Source organism: Limnobacter parvus, from assembly GCF_024623725.1.
Classification (GTDB): domain Bacteria; phylum Pseudomonadota; class Gammaproteobacteria; order Burkholderiales; family Burkholderiaceae_B; genus Limnobacter; species Limnobacter parvus.
Window position 1 is genome coordinate 347,075 of sequence record NZ_JANKHG010000014.1, and the last position, 16,760, is coordinate 363,834.

Annotated in this window: 16 protein-coding genes and 1 tRNA gene; 6 read left to right on the forward strand and 11 right to left on the reverse strand. The window is 51.3% G+C overall.

The window, feature by feature from the left end; translation table 11 throughout:
- Positions 1-9: 9 nt before the first annotated feature.
- From dnaE to NSP04_RS03970, 6 genes are all read right to left on the reverse strand, one after another.
- Positions 10-3,540, reverse strand: coding sequence for a DNA polymerase III subunit alpha (dnaE, locus tag NSP04_RS03945; protein WP_257511027.1), 3,531 nt, complete (start codon positions 3,538-3,540; stop codon positions 10-12).
- 56 nt (positions 3,541-3,596) lie between these two features.
- Positions 3,597-4,265, reverse strand: coding sequence for a C39 family peptidase (locus NSP04_RS03950; protein ID WP_257511028.1), 669 nt, complete (start codon positions 4,263-4,265; stop codon positions 3,597-3,599).
- A gap of 386 nt (positions 4,266-4,651) precedes the next feature.
- Entirely contained in the window at positions 4,652-5,098 is a 447-nt protein-coding gene (locus tag NSP04_RS03955; protein WP_257511029.1) for a hypothetical protein, read from the reverse strand.
- Positions 5,099-5,145: 47 nt separating this feature from the next.
- On the reverse strand, positions 5,146-6,033 hold the full coding sequence (locus tag NSP04_RS03960) for a hypothetical protein (RefSeq protein WP_257511030.1): 888 nt from the start codon (positions 6,031-6,033) through the stop codon (positions 5,146-5,148).
- Positions 6,034-6,133: 100 nt separating this feature from the next.
- A complete protein-coding gene (locus NSP04_RS03965; RefSeq protein ID WP_257511031.1) occupies positions 6,134-6,694 on the reverse strand; it encodes a flavodoxin family protein in 561 nt (186 codons plus the stop codon).
- A gap of 21 nt (positions 6,695-6,715) precedes the next feature.
- Positions 6,716-7,426, reverse strand: coding sequence for a pirin family protein (locus tag NSP04_RS03970; protein ID WP_257511032.1), 711 nt, complete (start codon positions 7,424-7,426; stop codon positions 6,716-6,718).
- Between the two features lie 67 nt (positions 7,427-7,493).
- On the opposite strand from NSP04_RS03970, the gene NSP04_RS03975 reads away from it, so the two are divergent.
- Together NSP04_RS03975 and gluQRS are read left to right on the forward strand one after the other, a co-directional pair.
- Complete coding sequence (locus NSP04_RS03975) at positions 7,494-8,435, forward strand: LysR substrate-binding domain-containing protein (RefSeq protein WP_306815226.1); 942 nt, start codon at positions 7,494-7,496, stop codon at positions 8,433-8,435.
- A 12-nt stretch (positions 8,436-8,447) separates the two neighbouring features.
- Positions 8,448-9,335 carry a tRNA glutamyl-Q(34) synthetase GluQRS gene (gene gluQRS / locus NSP04_RS03980; RefSeq protein ID WP_257511033.1) on the forward strand — a complete coding sequence of 296 codons (888 nt, stop codon included), beginning with the start codon at positions 8,448-8,450 and terminating at the stop codon, positions 9,333-9,335.
- A gap of 10 nt (positions 9,336-9,345) precedes the next feature.
- On the opposite strand, the gene NSP04_RS03985 is transcribed toward gluQRS, so the two are convergent.
- Positions 9,346-10,986 carry a DEAD/DEAH box helicase gene (locus NSP04_RS03985; protein ID WP_257511034.1) on the reverse strand — a complete coding sequence of 547 codons (1,641 nt, stop codon included), beginning with the start codon at positions 10,984-10,986 and terminating at the stop codon, positions 9,346-9,348.
- A gap of 119 nt (positions 10,987-11,105) precedes the next feature.
- On the reverse strand, positions 11,106-12,035 hold the full coding sequence (locus NSP04_RS03990; RefSeq protein ID WP_257511035.1) for an NAD(P)-dependent oxidoreductase: 930 nt from the start codon (positions 12,033-12,035) through the stop codon (positions 11,106-11,108).
- Positions 12,036-12,139: 104 nt separating this feature from the next.
- Between NSP04_RS03990 and NSP04_RS03995 the strand changes: the two genes are divergently transcribed.
- Positions 12,140-12,388 carry a CsbD family protein gene (locus NSP04_RS03995; protein ID WP_257511036.1) on the forward strand — a complete coding sequence of 83 codons (249 nt, stop codon included), beginning with the start codon at positions 12,140-12,142 and terminating at the stop codon, positions 12,386-12,388.
- Here the strand turns inward: NSP04_RS03995 and NSP04_RS04000 are convergent.
- Positions 12,378-13,955, reverse strand: coding sequence for a GGDEF domain-containing protein (locus NSP04_RS04000; protein WP_257511037.1), 1,578 nt, complete (start codon positions 13,953-13,955; stop codon positions 12,378-12,380). The genes NSP04_RS03995 and NSP04_RS04000 overlap by 11 nt on opposite strands.
- A gap of 165 nt (positions 13,956-14,120) precedes the next feature.
- Here NSP04_RS04000 and NSP04_RS04005 point away from each other — a divergent pair.
- The 3 genes from NSP04_RS04005 to queA all read left to right on the forward strand — a co-directional run bounded on the left by NSP04_RS04005 (position 14,121) and on the right by queA (position 16,030).
- Positions 14,121-14,207 (forward strand) — tRNA-Leu (locus NSP04_RS04005).
- Between the two features lie 176 nt (positions 14,208-14,383).
- Positions 14,384-14,764, forward strand: coding sequence for a hypothetical protein (locus NSP04_RS04010; protein ID WP_257511038.1), 381 nt, complete (start codon positions 14,384-14,386; stop codon positions 14,762-14,764).
- Between the two features lie 177 nt (positions 14,765-14,941).
- Entirely contained in the window at positions 14,942-16,030 is a 1,089-nt protein-coding gene (queA, locus tag NSP04_RS04015) for a tRNA preQ1(34) S-adenosylmethionine ribosyltransferase-isomerase QueA (RefSeq protein WP_257511039.1), read from the forward strand.
- On the opposite strand, the gene NSP04_RS04020 is transcribed toward queA, so the two are convergent.
- Together NSP04_RS04020 and NSP04_RS04025 are read right to left on the reverse strand one after the other, a co-directional pair.
- On the reverse strand, positions 16,017-16,412 hold the full coding sequence (locus NSP04_RS04020) for a c-type cytochrome (protein WP_257511040.1): 396 nt from the start codon (positions 16,410-16,412) through the stop codon (positions 16,017-16,019). The genes queA and NSP04_RS04020 overlap by 14 nt on opposite strands.
- Positions 16,409-16,729 (reverse strand): plastocyanin/azurin family copper-binding protein, encoded by a 321-nt coding sequence (locus tag NSP04_RS04025; RefSeq protein WP_257511041.1) that lies wholly within the window; start codon positions 16,727-16,729, stop codon positions 16,409-16,411. The genes NSP04_RS04020 and NSP04_RS04025 overlap by 4 nt, the downstream gene beginning before the upstream one ends.
- Positions 16,730-16,760: the final 31 nt, after the last annotated feature.

Sequence of the window (16,760 nt, forward strand, 5' to 3'; positions counted from 1 at the left end):
AGTAAACAGTTACCCAAACACCCACTTTGCCTTACCCTCGCCCAGCCAGCCCTGCATTTCAATCAGCAGGTCTTCTTCCGGGCGAACTTTCCATTCACTGCTTAACTGGGCCACGCAAGCCGCCTGGCCATTGTGGTAATCAATTTCTACCAGGCAACCCTGCTCCGGGTCGCGGTAGGGTTCAAGCAGGGCGCGCAACTTTTCTGCGTCCGATTGCCCATTCATGTTCAGGCGCAATCGGCTAACAAAGTGAGCGCGCGCGCTGGCCAATGAATGTAAATTCTCGGCAGAAATTCGCAAGCCACCAGTGTAAGAATCTTCAGACACCTTGCCCTGCAACACCAACAGTGAATCCTCTTTCAGCAGATTGCGGTTGGCTTCAAATTGTTCATTGAAAATAGACAGCTCCACCTGCGCGGTGGAATCATCGAGCAACACAATGGCCATTTTTCCGCGCTTGGTCATCATGGTGCGCAACGATGCAATTACGCCGGCCATCCACACCATGTCCCGGCCAGGCGAAAGGTCTTTCAAGCGCAGCTTCACAAACTGGCGCACATTCGCTTCATCGGCTTTGAACAAGTGGCCGCTGAAGTAATAGCCCAAAGCCGCTTTTTCCTGCTGTAGTTTTTCGCGTTCGCTCCAGGTGGGTACATCCACCAGTTCCGGCGGGGCATCGCCACCCAAGGCCTCACCAAACAAACTGACCTGTGCTGCGGTTGCAGCCTGTTGGGCCGCCCACTCCATGGCCTGGCTTGAACTGGCCAGCAACTTGGCACGGTCGGGGTTAATCGTATCGAATGCACCTGCGCGAATTAGCGCTTCAATGACCCTGCGGTTGATTTGTTTGCTGTCTACCCGCTTTACAAAATCAAACAGGCTGTTGAAGGGGCCATTGGCATTGCGCTCGGCCACAATGGCTTCGCATGCGGCTTGGCCGGTGCCCTTTACAGCGCCCAAACCGTAGCGAATGGCGCTGGCGCGCTTTTCACCGTCAATGCGCACCGCCGTGAAACGGAAATTGGATTCGTTCACATCCGGGCCAAGCATGGTCACTGTGGTGCCCGCTTTCTTGCCGGGCACCTGGCACATGGCCATGGCATCTTCAACGAAAATTTTTACCTTGTCGGTGTCATCCATGTCTGAACTCATGGACGCAGCCATGAATTCAGCCGGGTAATGCGCCTTCAACCAAGCCGTGTGGTAAGCAATCAGCGCGTAGGCAGCCGAGTGCGATTTGTTGAAGCCGTATTCCGCAAACTTTTCCATCAAGTCGAAAAGCTGCTTGGCCACTGCCGGGTCCACGCCACGCTCGGTGGCACCGGTCGTGAAAATTTCACGCTGCTTGGCCATTTCCTCGGGTTTCTTTTTACCCATGGCGCGACGAAGCAAGTCTGCACCGCCCAGGCTGTAACCCGCCAAAATTTGGGCGACCAGCATCACCTGTTCTTGGTAAACAATCACACCATAGGTGCTTTTCAGAATGCCTTCCAGCTTGGGGTGGAAGTACCACTCTGCACGCCCCCTGCCGGTTTTCGAGGTTTCCTTTTTACGGGCAATGAAGTCGTCCACCATCCCGGAGCCCAAGGGGCCGGGGCGGTTCAGCGCCATCAAGGCGATGATGTCTTCGAAGTTGTCGGGCTTTAGCTTCTTTTCCAGGTCTTTCGCGGAACGCGATTCAGACTGGAACACAGCTGTGGTGTTTCCATCAGAAAACAACTGGTACACCGCCGGGTCGTCCAGCGGTAAATCTTCCAGACGGAAGTCGCGCTGGTCTTCGTAATTTTCGCGCACCCAGCGCACAGCCCAATCCAGAATGGTCAGGTTGCGCAAGCCCAAAAAGTCGAACTTCACCAGGCCCACGGCTTCCACGTCGTCTTTGTCGTACTGCGACACCACGGAATCAGTAGAACCATCGGCGCAATACAAAGGGCAGAAATCAGTCAGCTTACCCGGCGCAATCAACACACCACCCGCGTGCATGCCCACGTTTCGGGTCAGCCCTTCAAGGGGCCTTGCCACAGCAATAATTTCCTTGGCTTCATCCTCGTTTTCCACACGTTCGCGAAATGTGGGTTCGTCGGCCATGGCGCGATCCAGGTCCCAGGGGTCAGCAGGGGTTTGCGGAATCAGTTTCGACAAACCATCACAATACATGTAAGGCATGTCGAGCACGCGGCCCGCATCGCGAATGACGGCCTTTGCGCCCAGCGTACCGAAGGTAGCAATTTGACTAACCGCATCGCGCCCGTAGTTTTGCTTTACGTAGTCAATTACGCGGTCGCGGTTGTCTTGACAAAAGTCAATGTCGAAGTCGGGCATTGAAACCCGCTCGGGGTTCAAGAAACGTTCAAACAGCAAATCGTAACGAAGCGGGTCAAGGTCGGTAATGCCCAAGGCATACGCCACCAGCGAACCCGCACCTGAGCCCCGGCCGGGGCCCACTGGCACGCCGTTTTTCTTGCCCCAGTTAATAAAGTCTTGAACGATCAGGAAGTAACCGGGAAAGCCCATGCCGATGATGGTGTCGCATTCAATTTTTAAACGCGCTTCATAGTCGGGCCGCATTTTTTCCCGTTCCTCAACGTTCGGGAACAGGTGGGCCAAGCGCTTTTCAAGCCCTTCCTTCGACAAATGCACCAGGAAATCATCCAGCGTCATGCCGTCGGGCGTGGGGAATGCGGGCAGCTTGGGCTTTCCCAATTCAAGCGTCAGGTTGCAACGCTGGGCAATTCGAATGCTGTTGCGAACGGCGCTGGGAATGTCAGCAAACAGTTCTGCCATTTCCTGCGCGGTTTTGAAATACTGCTCCTCAGTAAAGCGGCGCGGCCTGCGCGGGTTCGACAAGATTTCGCCTTGCGCAATACACACACGCGCTTCGTGCGCGCGGAAGTCTTCGGGCTTCAAAAACTGAATGGGGTGGGTGGCCACCACGGGCAACTGCAATTTGGCGGCCAATTGGCAACTTAAATTCACCAGGTTCTCGGCCTGGGTAGAACCGTCGCGTTGCAACTCAATGTAATAGCGACCTTCGAAGTACTTCAAGAATTTTTGTGCTGAAGCTTCTGCACGGGCCATGTTACCGCCCAGCAAGAACTGGCCGACATCAGAACTCGCAAAGCCTGAAACGGCGATCAGGCCGTCACAGCCTACTTCATCCAACCATTCAAACTTCAGCGTGGCTTTGCCGCGCTTTTGATTGCGCAAAAATGCTCGGCTTAGCAGCTCACACAGCTGCAAATAACCCTTGTGGTTTTGCACCAGCAGCAGCACGCGGGCAGGTTGTTCTTCGTCGCGTTCACTCTCGATCCACACATCGCAGGCGGCAATTGGCTTAACGCCAGCGCCACGAGCCTTGCCATAAAACTTGATCAAACCAAACAGGTTGGACAGATCGGAAATTGCCAGCGCAGGCATGCCACAGCCAGCGGCGGCCTTCACGGCCTCGCCCACGCGCACCATGCCGTCTAGCACCGAAAACTCGGTGTGCATGCGCAGGTGAACGAAAGTTGAAGGTAGGGGATGGGATGGATTTATCATGCGGCCATTTTACTACCAAGTGGCTGGCAAACTATTGAGAATGACGAATCCACGGACTAGAACAAGGGGTGGGCTAGCTGCTGTATAGCAGCATTCGACTTCCTTGCTGGACTTCGATTGAAATAATCGTGACGGACCTTTATGTTTGAGTAGTTAACCGGCAAAACCGCCAAGAAACGCCCCCGAAGATTATCTTCAATATCTGATTCATGATTGTTCCACATATCCAAAAATTGAGATTTACTCAAAGTGACATGTCCTAGCGATGGGTCTGCCAAATGCACGGTATTTCGACCAATCCCCTTAAGAACAGAGAAATGCTCGGTAGTCCTGTGTTTTAAGTACACAAGCACAGGGGCTTTGAGGTTGAGCAACTGATCATAGGTTGCAGCGAAACCTTGTGCTTTAAACCCAAAACTGGGCAATGTGCGCTGCATATCAGCAAAGCTTGCTCTGGCATCGCCTTTATCCAATACTTTTAACAACTCCTGCTCAGAAATTGACTGCCCGTAAAACTGATTCAGGATCGTAGCAAGCCCAGCCGCCCCGCATGAAAAATCAAGGTTTTGCTTGACTATTCCTTCATCACGAATTGACTTCCAATTTTTCAATTGCAGATTCACAACAGACGACGGGGTCAAGTAAGTAGGTTGAGCTGAAATATGTTCTGAAAACATCACAAAAATAACCAGAACAAAAATGGCATGCAGCTTAAAAATGCTCATAAATAATAGGTCAAATATATAGTGCGCAATCAATAGATTCCCGGGCTCGAAATCAAACACTCTAATAGAGTGAGATTTCTGTTTATTTTTTTCCGTTTCGTTTACGTTCGTAGAGAGCAATCGCTGCCACGAAACAAGCACAAACAATTCCTAGTATAATCGATGAAATAGACAACTTTACTAAATTCGTATTTTCATCAAATAAGACCTTCCATAAAAAGAAAACCGTGGTCACAGAAATCATAATCGACGAAAATAATTTAACCAAACTCCAACTAGCGACCAAGAACTTCTCTTTCAAGAACACCGCTAGAAGAATAATTAGATCTGCCATCCTATTCCCAATATAAACATTTCAAGTGCGCATTATTGCGCACTTGAAAACCTTACCAGCCTCGGTAAGAACTGTACTGTGAGAAACCATAATTGAGACCAAACATACCTGGTCTCCAAGCAGCATTTCCTGCAAAACCACCACCAGCAGCCCTAATTAAAGAACCACCAACACCGCCAGTTAGCGCACCAACGCCAGCAGAATAAAAAGATCCCTGTAGAGAGATTGGTTCACCATAATACGTTTGTTGTGCAGCGTAAGTTGCAAATCCAACTCCTCCTCCAACAACAAAGTTTAAGAAAGATCCTTGGGTCTCAGTCATATCCTTGGTGCTCAAAGCCGCAACTTCAACAGCCTTAGACTCTGACTCAAATAGAGCCTCATAATCCACAGCTTCAAACGCCAGCGTTTCAGTTGCTTGCTTCTGCTCTGCAAATACAGGGGTTACTACGCTTCCCACCAGAAGTGTTGCCATAAGACTTTTATTCAGCTTGTTCATATTCTTCCTGAAATAAATCTGGGTGCTGTTAGAAATGTTGCTGAAAACTATAAAGTTTGCAGCCAACTTAGCCTCAGGTCTGCACCCTGCCCACCTGAAGTATTCGTTTTTAGGGATAGATTGATTGATGAGCCTTCTTGCAAGCCATAGCCAACACCCAAAACCAAACTTGTTTGGGTTCGGCGAGCAAATTGGAATTGACCATTCACTGAGTCTGCCAATCGCGCTGTCCATTGAAAGGCTGTGCTAAGCGAAACACGATCATTGGCCGCAAAAATAACAGTTGGGGATATAGTCCAGATAGCGCCAGGTTTCACGTTAGCGCCGTTCTCATGGCGAGAAGCACTTGCGCGATAAGCCGCAGTAACTGCAAATACGACCGGGTCAATTGCTTTATAGGCCGTTAAGCCGATCAAGGTAGATTTCAAATTACTTGAATCTGAACCGCGATTTTCATACAAGGCAAGTTCACCAAATCCAAGAATGGCTGGCGTTGTATCATCGGTCTTAAACTGATGTGACACACCAAGCCAAGCATCTGCAATGTAGGAGTCTGACTGAGAGTTAAACCCCATTCCACTCATTTGGCGACTCTCAGTGAACAAATATGAAGCACGAGATGTGATTTCTGTGCGGGCGCTCAGTCCATAACGCAGCCCCAGTGAACCGACCAGAGTATCGGCATTATTTTGAACCTGACCAATTTGAGTGGGAATCAAAACAAATGACGTGGGACCTGTTTGAAGCAACAGTGGCTCACCTGCGAATAGGCCTGTTTGATCACTATTTGAATACGTACCTGACAACTCAAAACGGTATCGACCTTGATCAGTCAAAATATCTTCAACAGCTAATGGAATATCAGCATTAGCTGCCCCTAGGCTCATACCAATGAATTGACAGAACAGAGCAAAACGCCACAAAGTACGACACATAAAAAAACCTCCTGATACATCGGAGGTTAGTTAAATGCATTTGTTGATCTAATACAAAACGGGTAACCCTCGCGAGCTACCCATGGTTAACCACTTGAAATCAAACGGACAACTTCTTCGCAAACTCCGCCACCCTACTACCGTAAATTTTTGCGGTTTCAAGGTCTGAAGCAGGCGGAGTAACATCTGCAGGTGCGTTGTCTGATTGCGTCATCACACCCACCCAGGAGCCAACTCGGTTCAACTCGCCCACATCACCCGGCTTTTGCGCGCCCGGTGTGGCACTGCCCACCCAAATCATGCCGTGCTGCATGGAAAAGGTAACGAAATACTGCAGCGTGCTCAGCTTGTCGCCACTCATGGAAAGCGAGTTGGTAAAGCCACCTGCTACTTTATTTTTCCAGCCCTGGCTGAACCACACTTTGCTGGACGCATCGGCAAATTTTTTGAAGTCCGCAGAAGCGCCACCCATGTAAGTGGGCGAACCGAAAATAATCGCATCGGCTTTGGCCAGCACGTCCCAGGTGGCGTCGTTCACGTCGTTAACGGAAATCAGGTGGCTTTGTACGCCATCCACCGCATCCACGCCTTTCTGAACAAACTCGGCAACCTTGGCGGTGTGGCCGTAACCACTGTGATAAACAATTGCAACTTGTGTCATGTCAAAACTCCTTGATTAAAATTATGCAGGCAGGTCGAAAAACAACACCTCGGCCTGATCGCTCACATCAAAATTCAATTCACGCTCTCCACTAATCAACAGCGCATCGCCGGTTTGCAGCAGCACATCACCCACCGTAAGCGCTCCTTTGGCCACATGCAAATAGCCTTTGCGGGCTGGGTCCAATTCGCGGTGTACGCTTTGCTTGTTCAAGCGGCCTGCATACATCTTTGCGTCTTGGTGAATAAAAGCGATGTTCTTCGCCTGCGCTTCATCTTTGTCACCAGTCACCACCAGCCCCAACTGGCCCGTGATGCTTGCCACATCCAGGTCGTGGTCTTTGTAACCCGGCTCAACGCCGTTCACCGCAGGCTCAATCCAGATTTGCAGCAAGTGCGCGGCATCGGTTTTGTGTGCATTCATTTCAGAATGACGAATGCCTGTGCCCGCAGTCATGCGCTGAATCTGGTTTTGCTTGATCGCTGAACCACCGCCCAAGCTGTCCCGGTGGCTAAGCTCACCACCCAGCATGTAAGTGATAATTTCCATGTCGCGGTGACCATGCGTACCAAACCCGGTCTGTGGTTGAACAATGTCTTCATTGATCACGCGCAAGGGCCCAAAACCCATGTGCTTGGGGTCGTAATAGCTGGAAAAGGAAAAGCTGTGATAGCTCTCAAGCCAGCCATGATTGGCGTAACCGCGTTCATTGGATTTTCTGATCTGAAACATGTTCAACCTCCTGTTGAATGATGAATCCAGTGTAGGTGGTGCAGTACGCGCCAACAAGGCGTAGAATTTGACGAACTCATTCAAAAAAACTGAACCCATGACCATCAACCTCGACAGCCTGGCCCTGCTTGAACTGATTGAAGCGCGGGGCAGTTTTGCAGCCGCCGCAGTGGCTTTGAACAAAGCGCCCTCGGCAATTACCTACCAGCTACGCCAGCTTGAAGAAAGTCTGGACGTATTGATTTACGACCGTTCAGGCCACAAGGCGAAATTAACCCCGGCAGGCAAAGCCCTTCTGGAAGAAGGGCGCAAGTTGCTGGAAGGCACCGAAGCCCTGACCAAGCGCGTGAAGGCCGTGGCCAGTGGCTGGGAAGCGGAGTTGCGAATTGTGCTGGACTCGGTGGTCCCGTTTGAACAGACCATTCCATGGATTGAGGCTTTTGATGCGCTGGAAAGCCCCACACGCTTGCGTTTTTCCAGCGAGGTGTTGTCGGGCACCTGGGAAGCTTTGTATTCAGGACGGGCCGATCTTTTAATTGGCAGCAGGCTGGATCAAAACCAGTTTGCCAGCGCCACCGGGCTGCACATTCAAAGCTTTGGTCAGTCTTTGTTTGTATTTGCCGTGGCTCCTGGCCACCCATTGGCCAGTGCAGAAGAACCGATTTGCATCGACACCATACGCCAGTACCGTGCAGTGGCTGTGGGCGACACATCGCGTAACTTCAAGCCACTTACATTCGGGCTGCAAAGCGGGCAAGCGGTGCTGACCGTGCCGAATTTGCAAGCCAAAGTGAAAGCCCAACTGGCAGGGTTGGGCTGTGGCTGGTTACCCTGGAATTTGATTGAACAGGAAGTGGCCACCAGCGATTTGATCGTGAAGAAAACCGAAGACGCTACCCGCCAAAGCAGCCTGTGTTTTGCCTGGCAGCGTGGCAGCCAGGGCAAGGCACTTGATTGGTGGACTCAGCACCTGGCTACGGTGCAGCTGAATTTTCAGCCACCACAATAAAGCGCGCCGAGCATGCCCACACCTTACTTAGGCCGATTTGCCCCCTCGCCCACCGGCCCGCTGCACATGGGTTCACTGGCCACAGCGGTCGGCAGTTTTCTGGATGCGAAAGTGCACAGCGGGCAATGGCTTTTGCGCATTGAAGACATTGATGAAGGGCGTTGCGATTCAGCATCGGTGGAACACATTCTGCACACATTGACCCGCCACGGCCTGCAATGGCAAGGCGAGCTGTGGGTACAGTCGCAAAGGCATGCGGTTTACCAGGCCGCGCTGAATCAACTCAGCACTCAAAACCTGACTTACCCCTGCGCCTGCACCCGCAAAGAAATTGACGAGGCCAATGCCCAACGCGCGCCCGGGGAGAACCGAATTTACCCTGGCACTTGCAAACACGGTATGCCTTTGGGCCGCGAGGCACGCGCCATTCGTTTTCGTTGCCCAGCAGAACCTGTGAAATGGCGGGACCACAGGCTGGGTAATTTCAGAGATGACTTAAATGCGAGCAGTGGCGACTTTGTGTTGAAACGCGGCGATGGTTTCTGGGCCTACCACCTGGTGGTGGTGCTTGACGACTTGGCCAGCCATGTAACGCACATTGTGCGTGGGGAAGATTTAACCGACACCACTGCGCGGCAAATCGCCCTGTGGCAGGCGCTTGCAGATACAACACCCCCACCCGCTTACTGGCACCTGCCGGTAATATTGGCCGAAGACGGGCAAAAACTTTCCAAACAAACCGGCGCGCTGGCCGTACCTGAACACGACCCCGTACTGAACTTGAATACCGTTTGGCAACACTTTGGATTGGGCAAAATAAAAGCCACGTCCGCAATGGAGTGGCTTGAATCGGCGGCCCCGGTTTGGGCCAACTACCGGGCAGATCAAGCTGCGCGGTAGCTCTTAAAACTTAGTTACGTGGATTACCACCCAACAAGAACGCCACTGGCGCAGCATTTTTGTTTTGAGCCTTGTTGCTCAAATTCGACTGTTGACCTGCGGTGTTGTCGCCGGCCGTTTTGTCTTCTTTCGATTCCTGATAAGGCTGATTGAATAGTGAATCTTTCACGCGTGTTTGGGCCAACTTAGCGCGCAAACGCTCGTATTCTGCATCACGGTGAATTGGGGCGTTGTCGTTAAACCGTGCACCTTGGTAGGAAGTATCCCGTGCCGGGCGACGTTCGCGAACCGGCGCTGCGTCATCGGCAGTGCGGGCCGGGCGGCGGTCCGCGCGACCTTCGTAGCTGCGCCCTTCGGAACGCGAGCCACTTCTACTGTCACTTCGCCCCTCGGCTCGTCCTTCACCACGGCCCTCACGCCCACCGCGTTCTTCACGCGGCGCACGTGCGCCTGGAACAAACCCTTCAAGCTCTTCACGCACAAAGGCTTTGTTCACCAGTTTTTCAATGTCTTTCAAAGCGCGTTCATCGCGCTTTACCACGAATGAATAAGCCGTACCCTTGGCGCCAGCGCGGCCAGTGCGGCCAATGCGGTGTACATAGTCTTCTGGCGTGGTGGGCAAGTCGTAGTTGATTACACACGGCAAATCGGCAATGTCCAGGCCACGCGCAGCCACATCAGTTGCAACCAGCACGGTGACTTCACCGGCCTTAAAAGCTTCCAGCGATTTGGTACGCTCGCCCTGAGTTTTGTCGCCATGAATGGCAGTGCTCGATACGCCTTGCTTTTCAAGGTAAATCGCCAACCGCGCAGTGCCCAGCTTGGTGTTCGAAAACACGATAACCTGGCTCAGCGCTTTGCTTTTTATCAGGTGGCAAACAGCCATGCGCTTGTCTTCTTCACTGTCGAGCGCAAAAATAACCTGCTTGATGTTCTCGGAAGTGGCATTGCGGCGCGCAACTTCAATCAGCGTGGGCTCCACCATGAAGCTTTTCGCCAGCTTTTGAATTTCAGGCGAGAACGTGGCGGAGAACAACAGGTTTTGGCGGGTTTTCGGCAACAAATTGATGATTCGCTGCAAATCGGGCAAAAAGCCCATGTCGAGCATGCGGTCGGCTTCGTCAAGCACCAACACCTGCACTTGGCCCAAATTAATGCTTTTTTGCTGTACGTGGTCCAGCAAGCGGCCTGGGGTGGCAATCACCAATTCCACACCGCGGCGCAAGGCCTGAATTTGCGGATTAATATCAATGCCACCGTAAACCACAGCAGAACGCAGCGGGGTGAACTTGGCATAGGTGTGCACATTGGCGGCAACCTGATCGGCCAATTCACGGGTGGGCGTCAGAATCAAGGCACGGACCGGGTGGCGCGCTGGCGACGTGTTTTCCGTGGCCAGGGGCATTAAGCGATTCAAAATTGGCAGGGAAAAACCTGCTGTTTTGCCTGTGCCTGTTTGGGCTGCGCCCATGACGTCCACACCAGTCAGCACAACAGGAATTGCTTTGGCTTGAATTGGGGTTGGCTGGGTGTAGCCCTGTGCATCAATGGCTTTCTGGATGTCAGGGTGCAGCCCAAAGTCTGCAAAGGTCACATTTGCGAGGGCGGCTTCTTCAGCGGCGGTGGCGGTATACGTTTCGGTTTGTGTCATGCACGCATTCTAAGCCTTTTTGATGCTTATTATTTGTGCAATTGCCTTAAATTCACCTGCTGCACCGGCTAGGTGCAGCAAATGTACTTTTCATACAACAGGCAACAGGATGCATGCCATCACATATTTTCAGCAATAAACTCGTCCACATGCTTTACAGCCAAACGGCCCGCATTGGCCTGTGAACTTTCGGTGCCCCACGCCACATGCGGGGTAATGATGCAACGTGGGTGATGCCACTGCACCATCAAATGGTCGCGTGGGGGTGGCTCTACTTCCAGCACATCCAGCGCAGCGCCGCCCAAGTGCCCGCTTTCAATCGCTTGCTTCAGCGCATCAAACTGCACCAAACCGCCACGCGCGGTGTTGATCAAAATTGCACCCTTCTTCATTTTGGGAATGGTTTCGGGACCGATCAAACCCTTGGTTTGTTCGTTCAACGGGCAATGCAGGCTGAGTACATCGCTGTGGGCCAAACCATGCTCAAAGCTCACATACCCTTCGCGCGGCTTTTCTACACCTTGACGCTCAATGTGCAAAATACTCATGCCAAATGCCTTGGCAAATTCAATCAGCTTGCCGCCAATGGCACCACTGCCCAGCACGCCCAGTGTTTGCGTGTGCAAACCACGCATGGGCAGTGTATGCAAACAGAAGAAACGGGATGCACTCCAGCTGCCGTCATGCACCAAATCCTGCCATTCCGGTACGCGGCGGGTAAGTTGCAAAATACAAGCCATGGCATGTTCGGCCACCGACTCAGGGCCGTAGTTCACCACATTGCTTACCTTGATGCCACGCCCGGCACAGGCTGCCTTGTCCACATTGTCGGTGCCTGTGGCCACCAGTTGAATCATTTTCAGCTTGGGTGCAGCAGCCAGCTCAGCCGGGCCAATTTTTACCTTGTTGATGATCAGAATTTCAGCGTCGGCAATCCGCTCTTTCAGCGTGTCCACTGTGGTGAAAGGGTATTCAGTCCAGGTGTGCGCGCAAGTTGGGCGTGGCAAAGGGGTGCGTACGGTTTCGCTTTCAAGCCAAACAATGTTCATGGGTTAGGTCTCCAGTTTAGTTGCTAGAAGGCTACCGGCTAATTGCGAGCTTCGACACTGGGGCTAACCATGAAAATGCGCATGGGGTTACACTGAGACGCACTATGGGAGATCAACCAGTGGCAGGCAAATACGAAGGCAAGTTAAACATCGCTTTGGGGGTGACGAAGCAGAAACTTGGGCAGTTGACTGGCAACAAAAAACTGCAACGCGAAGGCCAGTTTCAAAAGCTGAAGGGCGCTACCCAAGATGCCACTGAAGGTGCGAAAGTGGCGGTAAAAAATACGGGGAAAACAATCGAAAAAGAACTGAATCGAGGCTTGCAACACATTCGAAGCAAAATCAAACCTTGATGGTGTCTTGCTCATCGATAGTTTCAATCACCCCGGCGATTCGATAACAGTTTTTACCTGCTTTTTTGGCTTGGTACATTTGTTCATCACTTAGCTCGAGCAAATGCGAGATTGACTGCCCATGGACCGGGTACATGGACGCACCGATGCTGCAGGTCACACTTAAACCATGATTCTGACGAATACGCACAAGAAGCTTGTCGCAAGCAAACGATTCGATAATTCGCTCGGCAATGTTTTTCAACAATTGAATATTGCAGCGAGCCACGATAATTGCAAATTCGTCCCCGCCCAGGCGAGCCACATGGTCTACATTGCGTGTGGCACCTTTTAGCAAAGTGGCGCTTGTTTTCAAAATTTGGTCGCCTGCCTTGTGCCCCAATGTGTCATTCACTGCCTTGAAGCCATCCAGATCAAGGAATATCAAACCCAAGGTTTCGCCTGGCAACAAACGGGAAAGGCGAGCCTCTAAGGTCATGTCAAACCCACGGCGATTCAATACGCTGGTAAGCGGGTCACGCTCTACCTCGTTGCGCAGGTCTTCAACATTTTTACGAATGCTGACGTCGTCGACAATAAGCACGGCATGCGCGCCCTGGGTTTTGTCGTTGTAAACAGCGAACCGAAACTGAAGCATGCGACCATCGTTGAAGTTCAACTCAATCGGCATTTCATGATTACCAAAGTAATCTGTGACCAAATCTTTTAACCGAATTCGCTGTTCCTTGACCACGCCGGCCACGATCAGAATTTGCTCAAGCCGAACTGGCTGAGCTGGTTGAACCGTAAGTTTCAACATTTTTGCCAGAGCACTGTTCAAGTAAAGCACCCGGAAATTTTCATCCAGATAAGCCACCCCACTTCCCAGCGACGACAGCAACACATTCAGCCGGTTTTTTTCTGAAACAGAACGGGCATGGCTTTCCTCCATGGCCTTCATTTGCTCCTCAATGGATTGGGCCATGCTGTTAAAAGCGGTGCCAAGACATGAAATTTCATCACGCCCTTTCACCTCGATTCGAGATTGAATTCGGCCAGACTGCAATTCCATGGCTTTGCTGCGCAAATCTTCGAGTCGGGCAGAAAGGGTATTGCTTAAACCCAGCAAAATCATTGAGCATGCAATGGCACTGAGTAAAAAAACCCCCGCCAGGTAAAACACCATGTCGTTTCGACTTCGATAAACCTCGGCCTCATCAAACAACACCATCAGTTGGTGGTTGGGTATGTTTAAACTGAACGAAGTGAGCAATGGAGTTGAAAGCGGCTGTGGCAACGGGGGCACTTGCCCTAGAGTGAACAGAGTTTCACTTCCAGATTGGACCCACACTGCCGTGGGCTTGTAACGAAGGTGGAATTCGCGAACCATCGAGGAGACCGCGTCCATGGAGTACGCCTTTTGCGGCGGGTTGACCTGTGCCAATTCAGAGGCAAGACTCTCCCGAACCTTCAAAAGGTCTGCCTGCGCCACGCTGCCCATGTGAAAGAACTGAATACCCGTGAAAATTCCGCCCAACAGCAGTTGTGCCAAAAAGGTCGCCAGTAACCATTTCCATTTAAAAGACATCGAGGATTAGCCAGTTTTTTGCTTGATTTGCTGCAAGTATCCAGCTTCTCGCTGCTCCCTTGAATCCCACGAGAGGGGCATCTTTTTATGAATTTCGAAATAAATGACTTATTTCTGCAAACTGCTGTTGTGTTCAATATTGTTTTTTGCCATAATTGCGGGCTTGCCGAGGTGGCGGAATTGGTAGACGCGCTGGACTCAAAATCCAGTGGTAGGAATATCGTGCGGGTTCGATTCCCGCCCTCGGCACCACACCCAAAGAACAGCTTGTTCACTCTCAGCCGGTGTCATTTTCTTGGAATGACAGAATGCGCTGACCATGAGTCCAGAATCCTCCTACATTCAATTGCTCGTCGCTGCTCTACATTGTGATTTAACGCCCCAGCGTTATGCGTCTTTACCGAGCAATCACCTCCAAGGAGAAAACCATGGAAAAGCAAACAGGCAACTACAATGATTCGGCCAACAGTCAAAATTCATTCAACCAGTCCTCAGGAAATGGTAGTGGTCAAAATTCCCAGCGGGGTGAGTCATTTGGACAGAACGGAAATTCAACCGAAAGCGGTTTGAGAGGTGGTTCGGGTTCTGGTAATCAAGAAACCGGCTTAAGTGATTTGGCGTACAACTGGATTTCCTTTGTTCAGTGCAAAGCCGATGCGGTGAAATCGTATCAGCAGTATATTTCGGATGCTGAAGAGGCAAATTCGAGCGAATGTGCGGACATGTTTCGTGAAGCATGCAAGGCAGACCAAAAGCAACTGGAGCAAGCCAAGCAACACCTCAGCGCAGTGCTTCAAGGAACAATGTAAAACCCAAATCGGGTTGTTATCTACAGTTCATCCATGCGGCTTGAGTTCATCGACTCTGGCTGTGTGTTGAGCTCCCATGCAAATGCCGCAGTAAACAAGTTAAAATTAAAAGTCAGAATCGCGCAAGATTGGTAGCGGTTGACTTTATAAATCTTGTTTGGCCTTTGCTCGGTGATCATGAAGCTTTCAGATTTTGACTTTGTTCTTCCTGAACACCTTATCGCACAGCACCCCCCCACAAATCGTGGCGAATCTCGCTTGCTTGCTTGCGCCCAAGGAAGATCCCTTGAAGACCAGCATTTCAAGCATGTACTGAACTTGCTACAACCCAACGATGTGCTGGTAGTGAATGACACCAAAGTACTCAAGGCCCGCCTTCAAGGCCAAAAAGTCAGTGGCGGTAAAATCGAGGTGATGCTTGAACGCATCCTCGACGACAAACGCTTCACTGCAATGATTCGCGCAAGCAAATCCCCCAAACCCGCCACCGACGTAATCTTGGCGGGTGTGGCCACGGCCCGCGTGCTTGCCAAGCACGACATGATGTATGAACTGGAATTGCTGGAAAGCAGCCTGAACCTGCCCGACTTGCTTGAAACCCACGGTGCCCTGCCCCTGCCGCCCTACATTGAGCATGATGCCAACGCGCAAGACGATGAACGATACCAAACGGTTTTTGCGCGCGAGCCAGGCGCAGTGGCGGCACCCACTGCCGGCTTGCACTTTACGGATGAATTGTTGCAGCAGGTGAAGGCGCAAGGCGTGAATGTTTTGCACCTGACCCTGCACGTGGGGGCAGGCACCTTTCTGCCCGTAAAAACAGACAATGTTGAAGAACATGTCATGCACAGCGAACGTTATTCGATTTCAGGTGCACTGGTTCAAGCACTGTTGCAGGCCAAACAAACAGGCGGGCGAATCGTGGCTGTGGGTACTACTTCCTTGCGTGCTTTGGAAGCCTGGGCCACCGAAACCGGCTGCGATTTCAATTCTGCTGAAGGGCTGGAAAATGCCTCTACCTTTGCCAAGCTTGGCCACGCCGGTGACACACAAATTTTCATCAAGCCTGGCTATTCGTTCAAAGTGGTCGACTGCTTGATTACCAACTTTCACCTGCCCAAAAGCACGTTGCTCATGTTGGTGTCGGCTTTTGCGGGCAAGTCGACCATTTTCAGTGCTTATGAACATGCGATTGCGCAACAATACAGATTCTTCAGTTATGGGGATGCCATGTGGCTTGAAAGGGCAGGCATCACTGGGGTTTAACCAAGGTACCCAAGTACTGAACCAAATCCGAGATCTGCTCGTCAGTCAGCTCCTGTTCCCAAGGCGGCATGAACTTTGAGCGGCCCAATGCTTCTCCGCCCCGGCGAATAATCATCTCTTTGTACACGCTTGGATATGGACTGCGCATTAAATTCGCAGGCTTTGGATCGTATTGTTTTGCTGCACGCCCTTGCCCATCGGCCTCCACGCCATGGCACAACACACAATACCGCTTGTACACATTTTCTCCACGGATCAATGCAGCTTCCATGGTCGATTTTGGCGGAAAACCGACCTGAGCATCTTGCACATCTTTGGCCACGGCGAGACATGGCAAGGTGGCCAGAACCATCAATTGAAACCACACAAGAAATGATTTCATTTCACGTTAACCTCCATCCGCATATCCGGATGAATTGCGCACTCAACTTCAACCATGCCCGCTTTGTCGAAAGTAACTTTTCGCGCCTGCCCTTTGGGATAAGAACCTAGGTCAAAAGTTTTTGTGTCTGACAATGAAAATACATTGTGATTCACATCATCCGAATTCTTGAATGACACCGAATCACCAACGGTCACATTCAGTTGCTTGACAACAAACTTCTTGTTTTTTTGCTCCACAACGTGTTCTGTGGCATGTGCCTGAACGTGGGCGAACTGAACCACAAAAAAAGCAATGCCCAATGAAAAACGATTCATTCTTATTCTCCTTAAAAATTTGACGAGATGC

Excerpts from the sequence above, each read along its gene's own strand:
- dnaE (WP_257511027.1), bottom strand. The coding sequence starts at position 3,540 with ATGATAAATCCATCCCATCCCCTACCTTCAACTTTCGTTCACCTGCGC.
- NSP04_RS03970 (WP_257511032.1), bottom strand. The coding sequence starts at position 7,426 with ATGTTTCAGATCAGAAAATCCAATGAACGCGGTTACGCCAATCATGGC.
- NSP04_RS04000 (WP_257511037.1), bottom strand. The coding sequence starts at position 13,955 with ATGTCTTTTAAATGGAAATGGTTACTGGCGACCTTTTTGGCACAACTG.
- NSP04_RS04010 (WP_257511038.1), top strand. The coding sequence starts at position 14,384 with ATGGAAAAGCAAACAGGCAACTACAATGATTCGGCCAACAGTCAAAAT.
- NSP04_RS03950 (WP_257511028.1), bottom strand. The coding sequence starts at position 4,265 with ATGAGCATTTTTAAGCTGCATGCCATTTTTGTTCTGGTTATTTTTGTG.
- NSP04_RS04025 (WP_257511041.1), bottom strand. The coding sequence starts at position 16,729 with ATGAATCGTTTTTCATTGGGCATTGCTTTTTTTGTGGTTCAGTTCGCC.
- queA (WP_257511039.1), top strand. The coding sequence starts at position 14,942 with ATGAAGCTTTCAGATTTTGACTTTGTTCTTCCTGAACACCTTATCGCA.
- NSP04_RS03995 (WP_257511036.1), top strand. The coding sequence starts at position 12,140 with ATGGGAGATCAACCAGTGGCAGGCAAATACGAAGGCAAGTTAAACATC.
- gluQRS (WP_257511033.1), top strand. The coding sequence starts at position 8,448 with ATGCCCACACCTTACTTAGGCCGATTTGCCCCCTCGCCCACCGGCCCG.
- NSP04_RS04020 (WP_257511040.1), bottom strand. The coding sequence starts at position 16,412 with ATGAAATCATTTCTTGTGTGGTTTCAATTGATGGTTCTGGCCACCTTG.
- NSP04_RS03960 (WP_257511030.1), bottom strand. The coding sequence starts at position 6,033 with ATGTGTCGTACTTTGTGGCGTTTTGCTCTGTTCTGTCAATTCATTGGT.
- NSP04_RS03990 (WP_257511035.1), bottom strand. The coding sequence starts at position 12,035 with ATGAACATTGTTTGGCTTGAAAGCGAAACCGTACGCACCCCTTTGCCA.
- NSP04_RS03955 (WP_257511029.1), bottom strand. The coding sequence starts at position 5,098 with ATGAACAAGCTGAATAAAAGTCTTATGGCAACACTTCTGGTGGGAAGC.
- NSP04_RS03965 (WP_257511031.1), bottom strand. The coding sequence starts at position 6,694 with ATGACACAAGTTGCAATTGTTTATCACAGTGGTTACGGCCACACCGCC.
- NSP04_RS03985 (WP_257511034.1), bottom strand. The coding sequence starts at position 10,986 with ATGACACAAACCGAAACGTATACCGCCACCGCCGCTGAAGAAGCCGCC.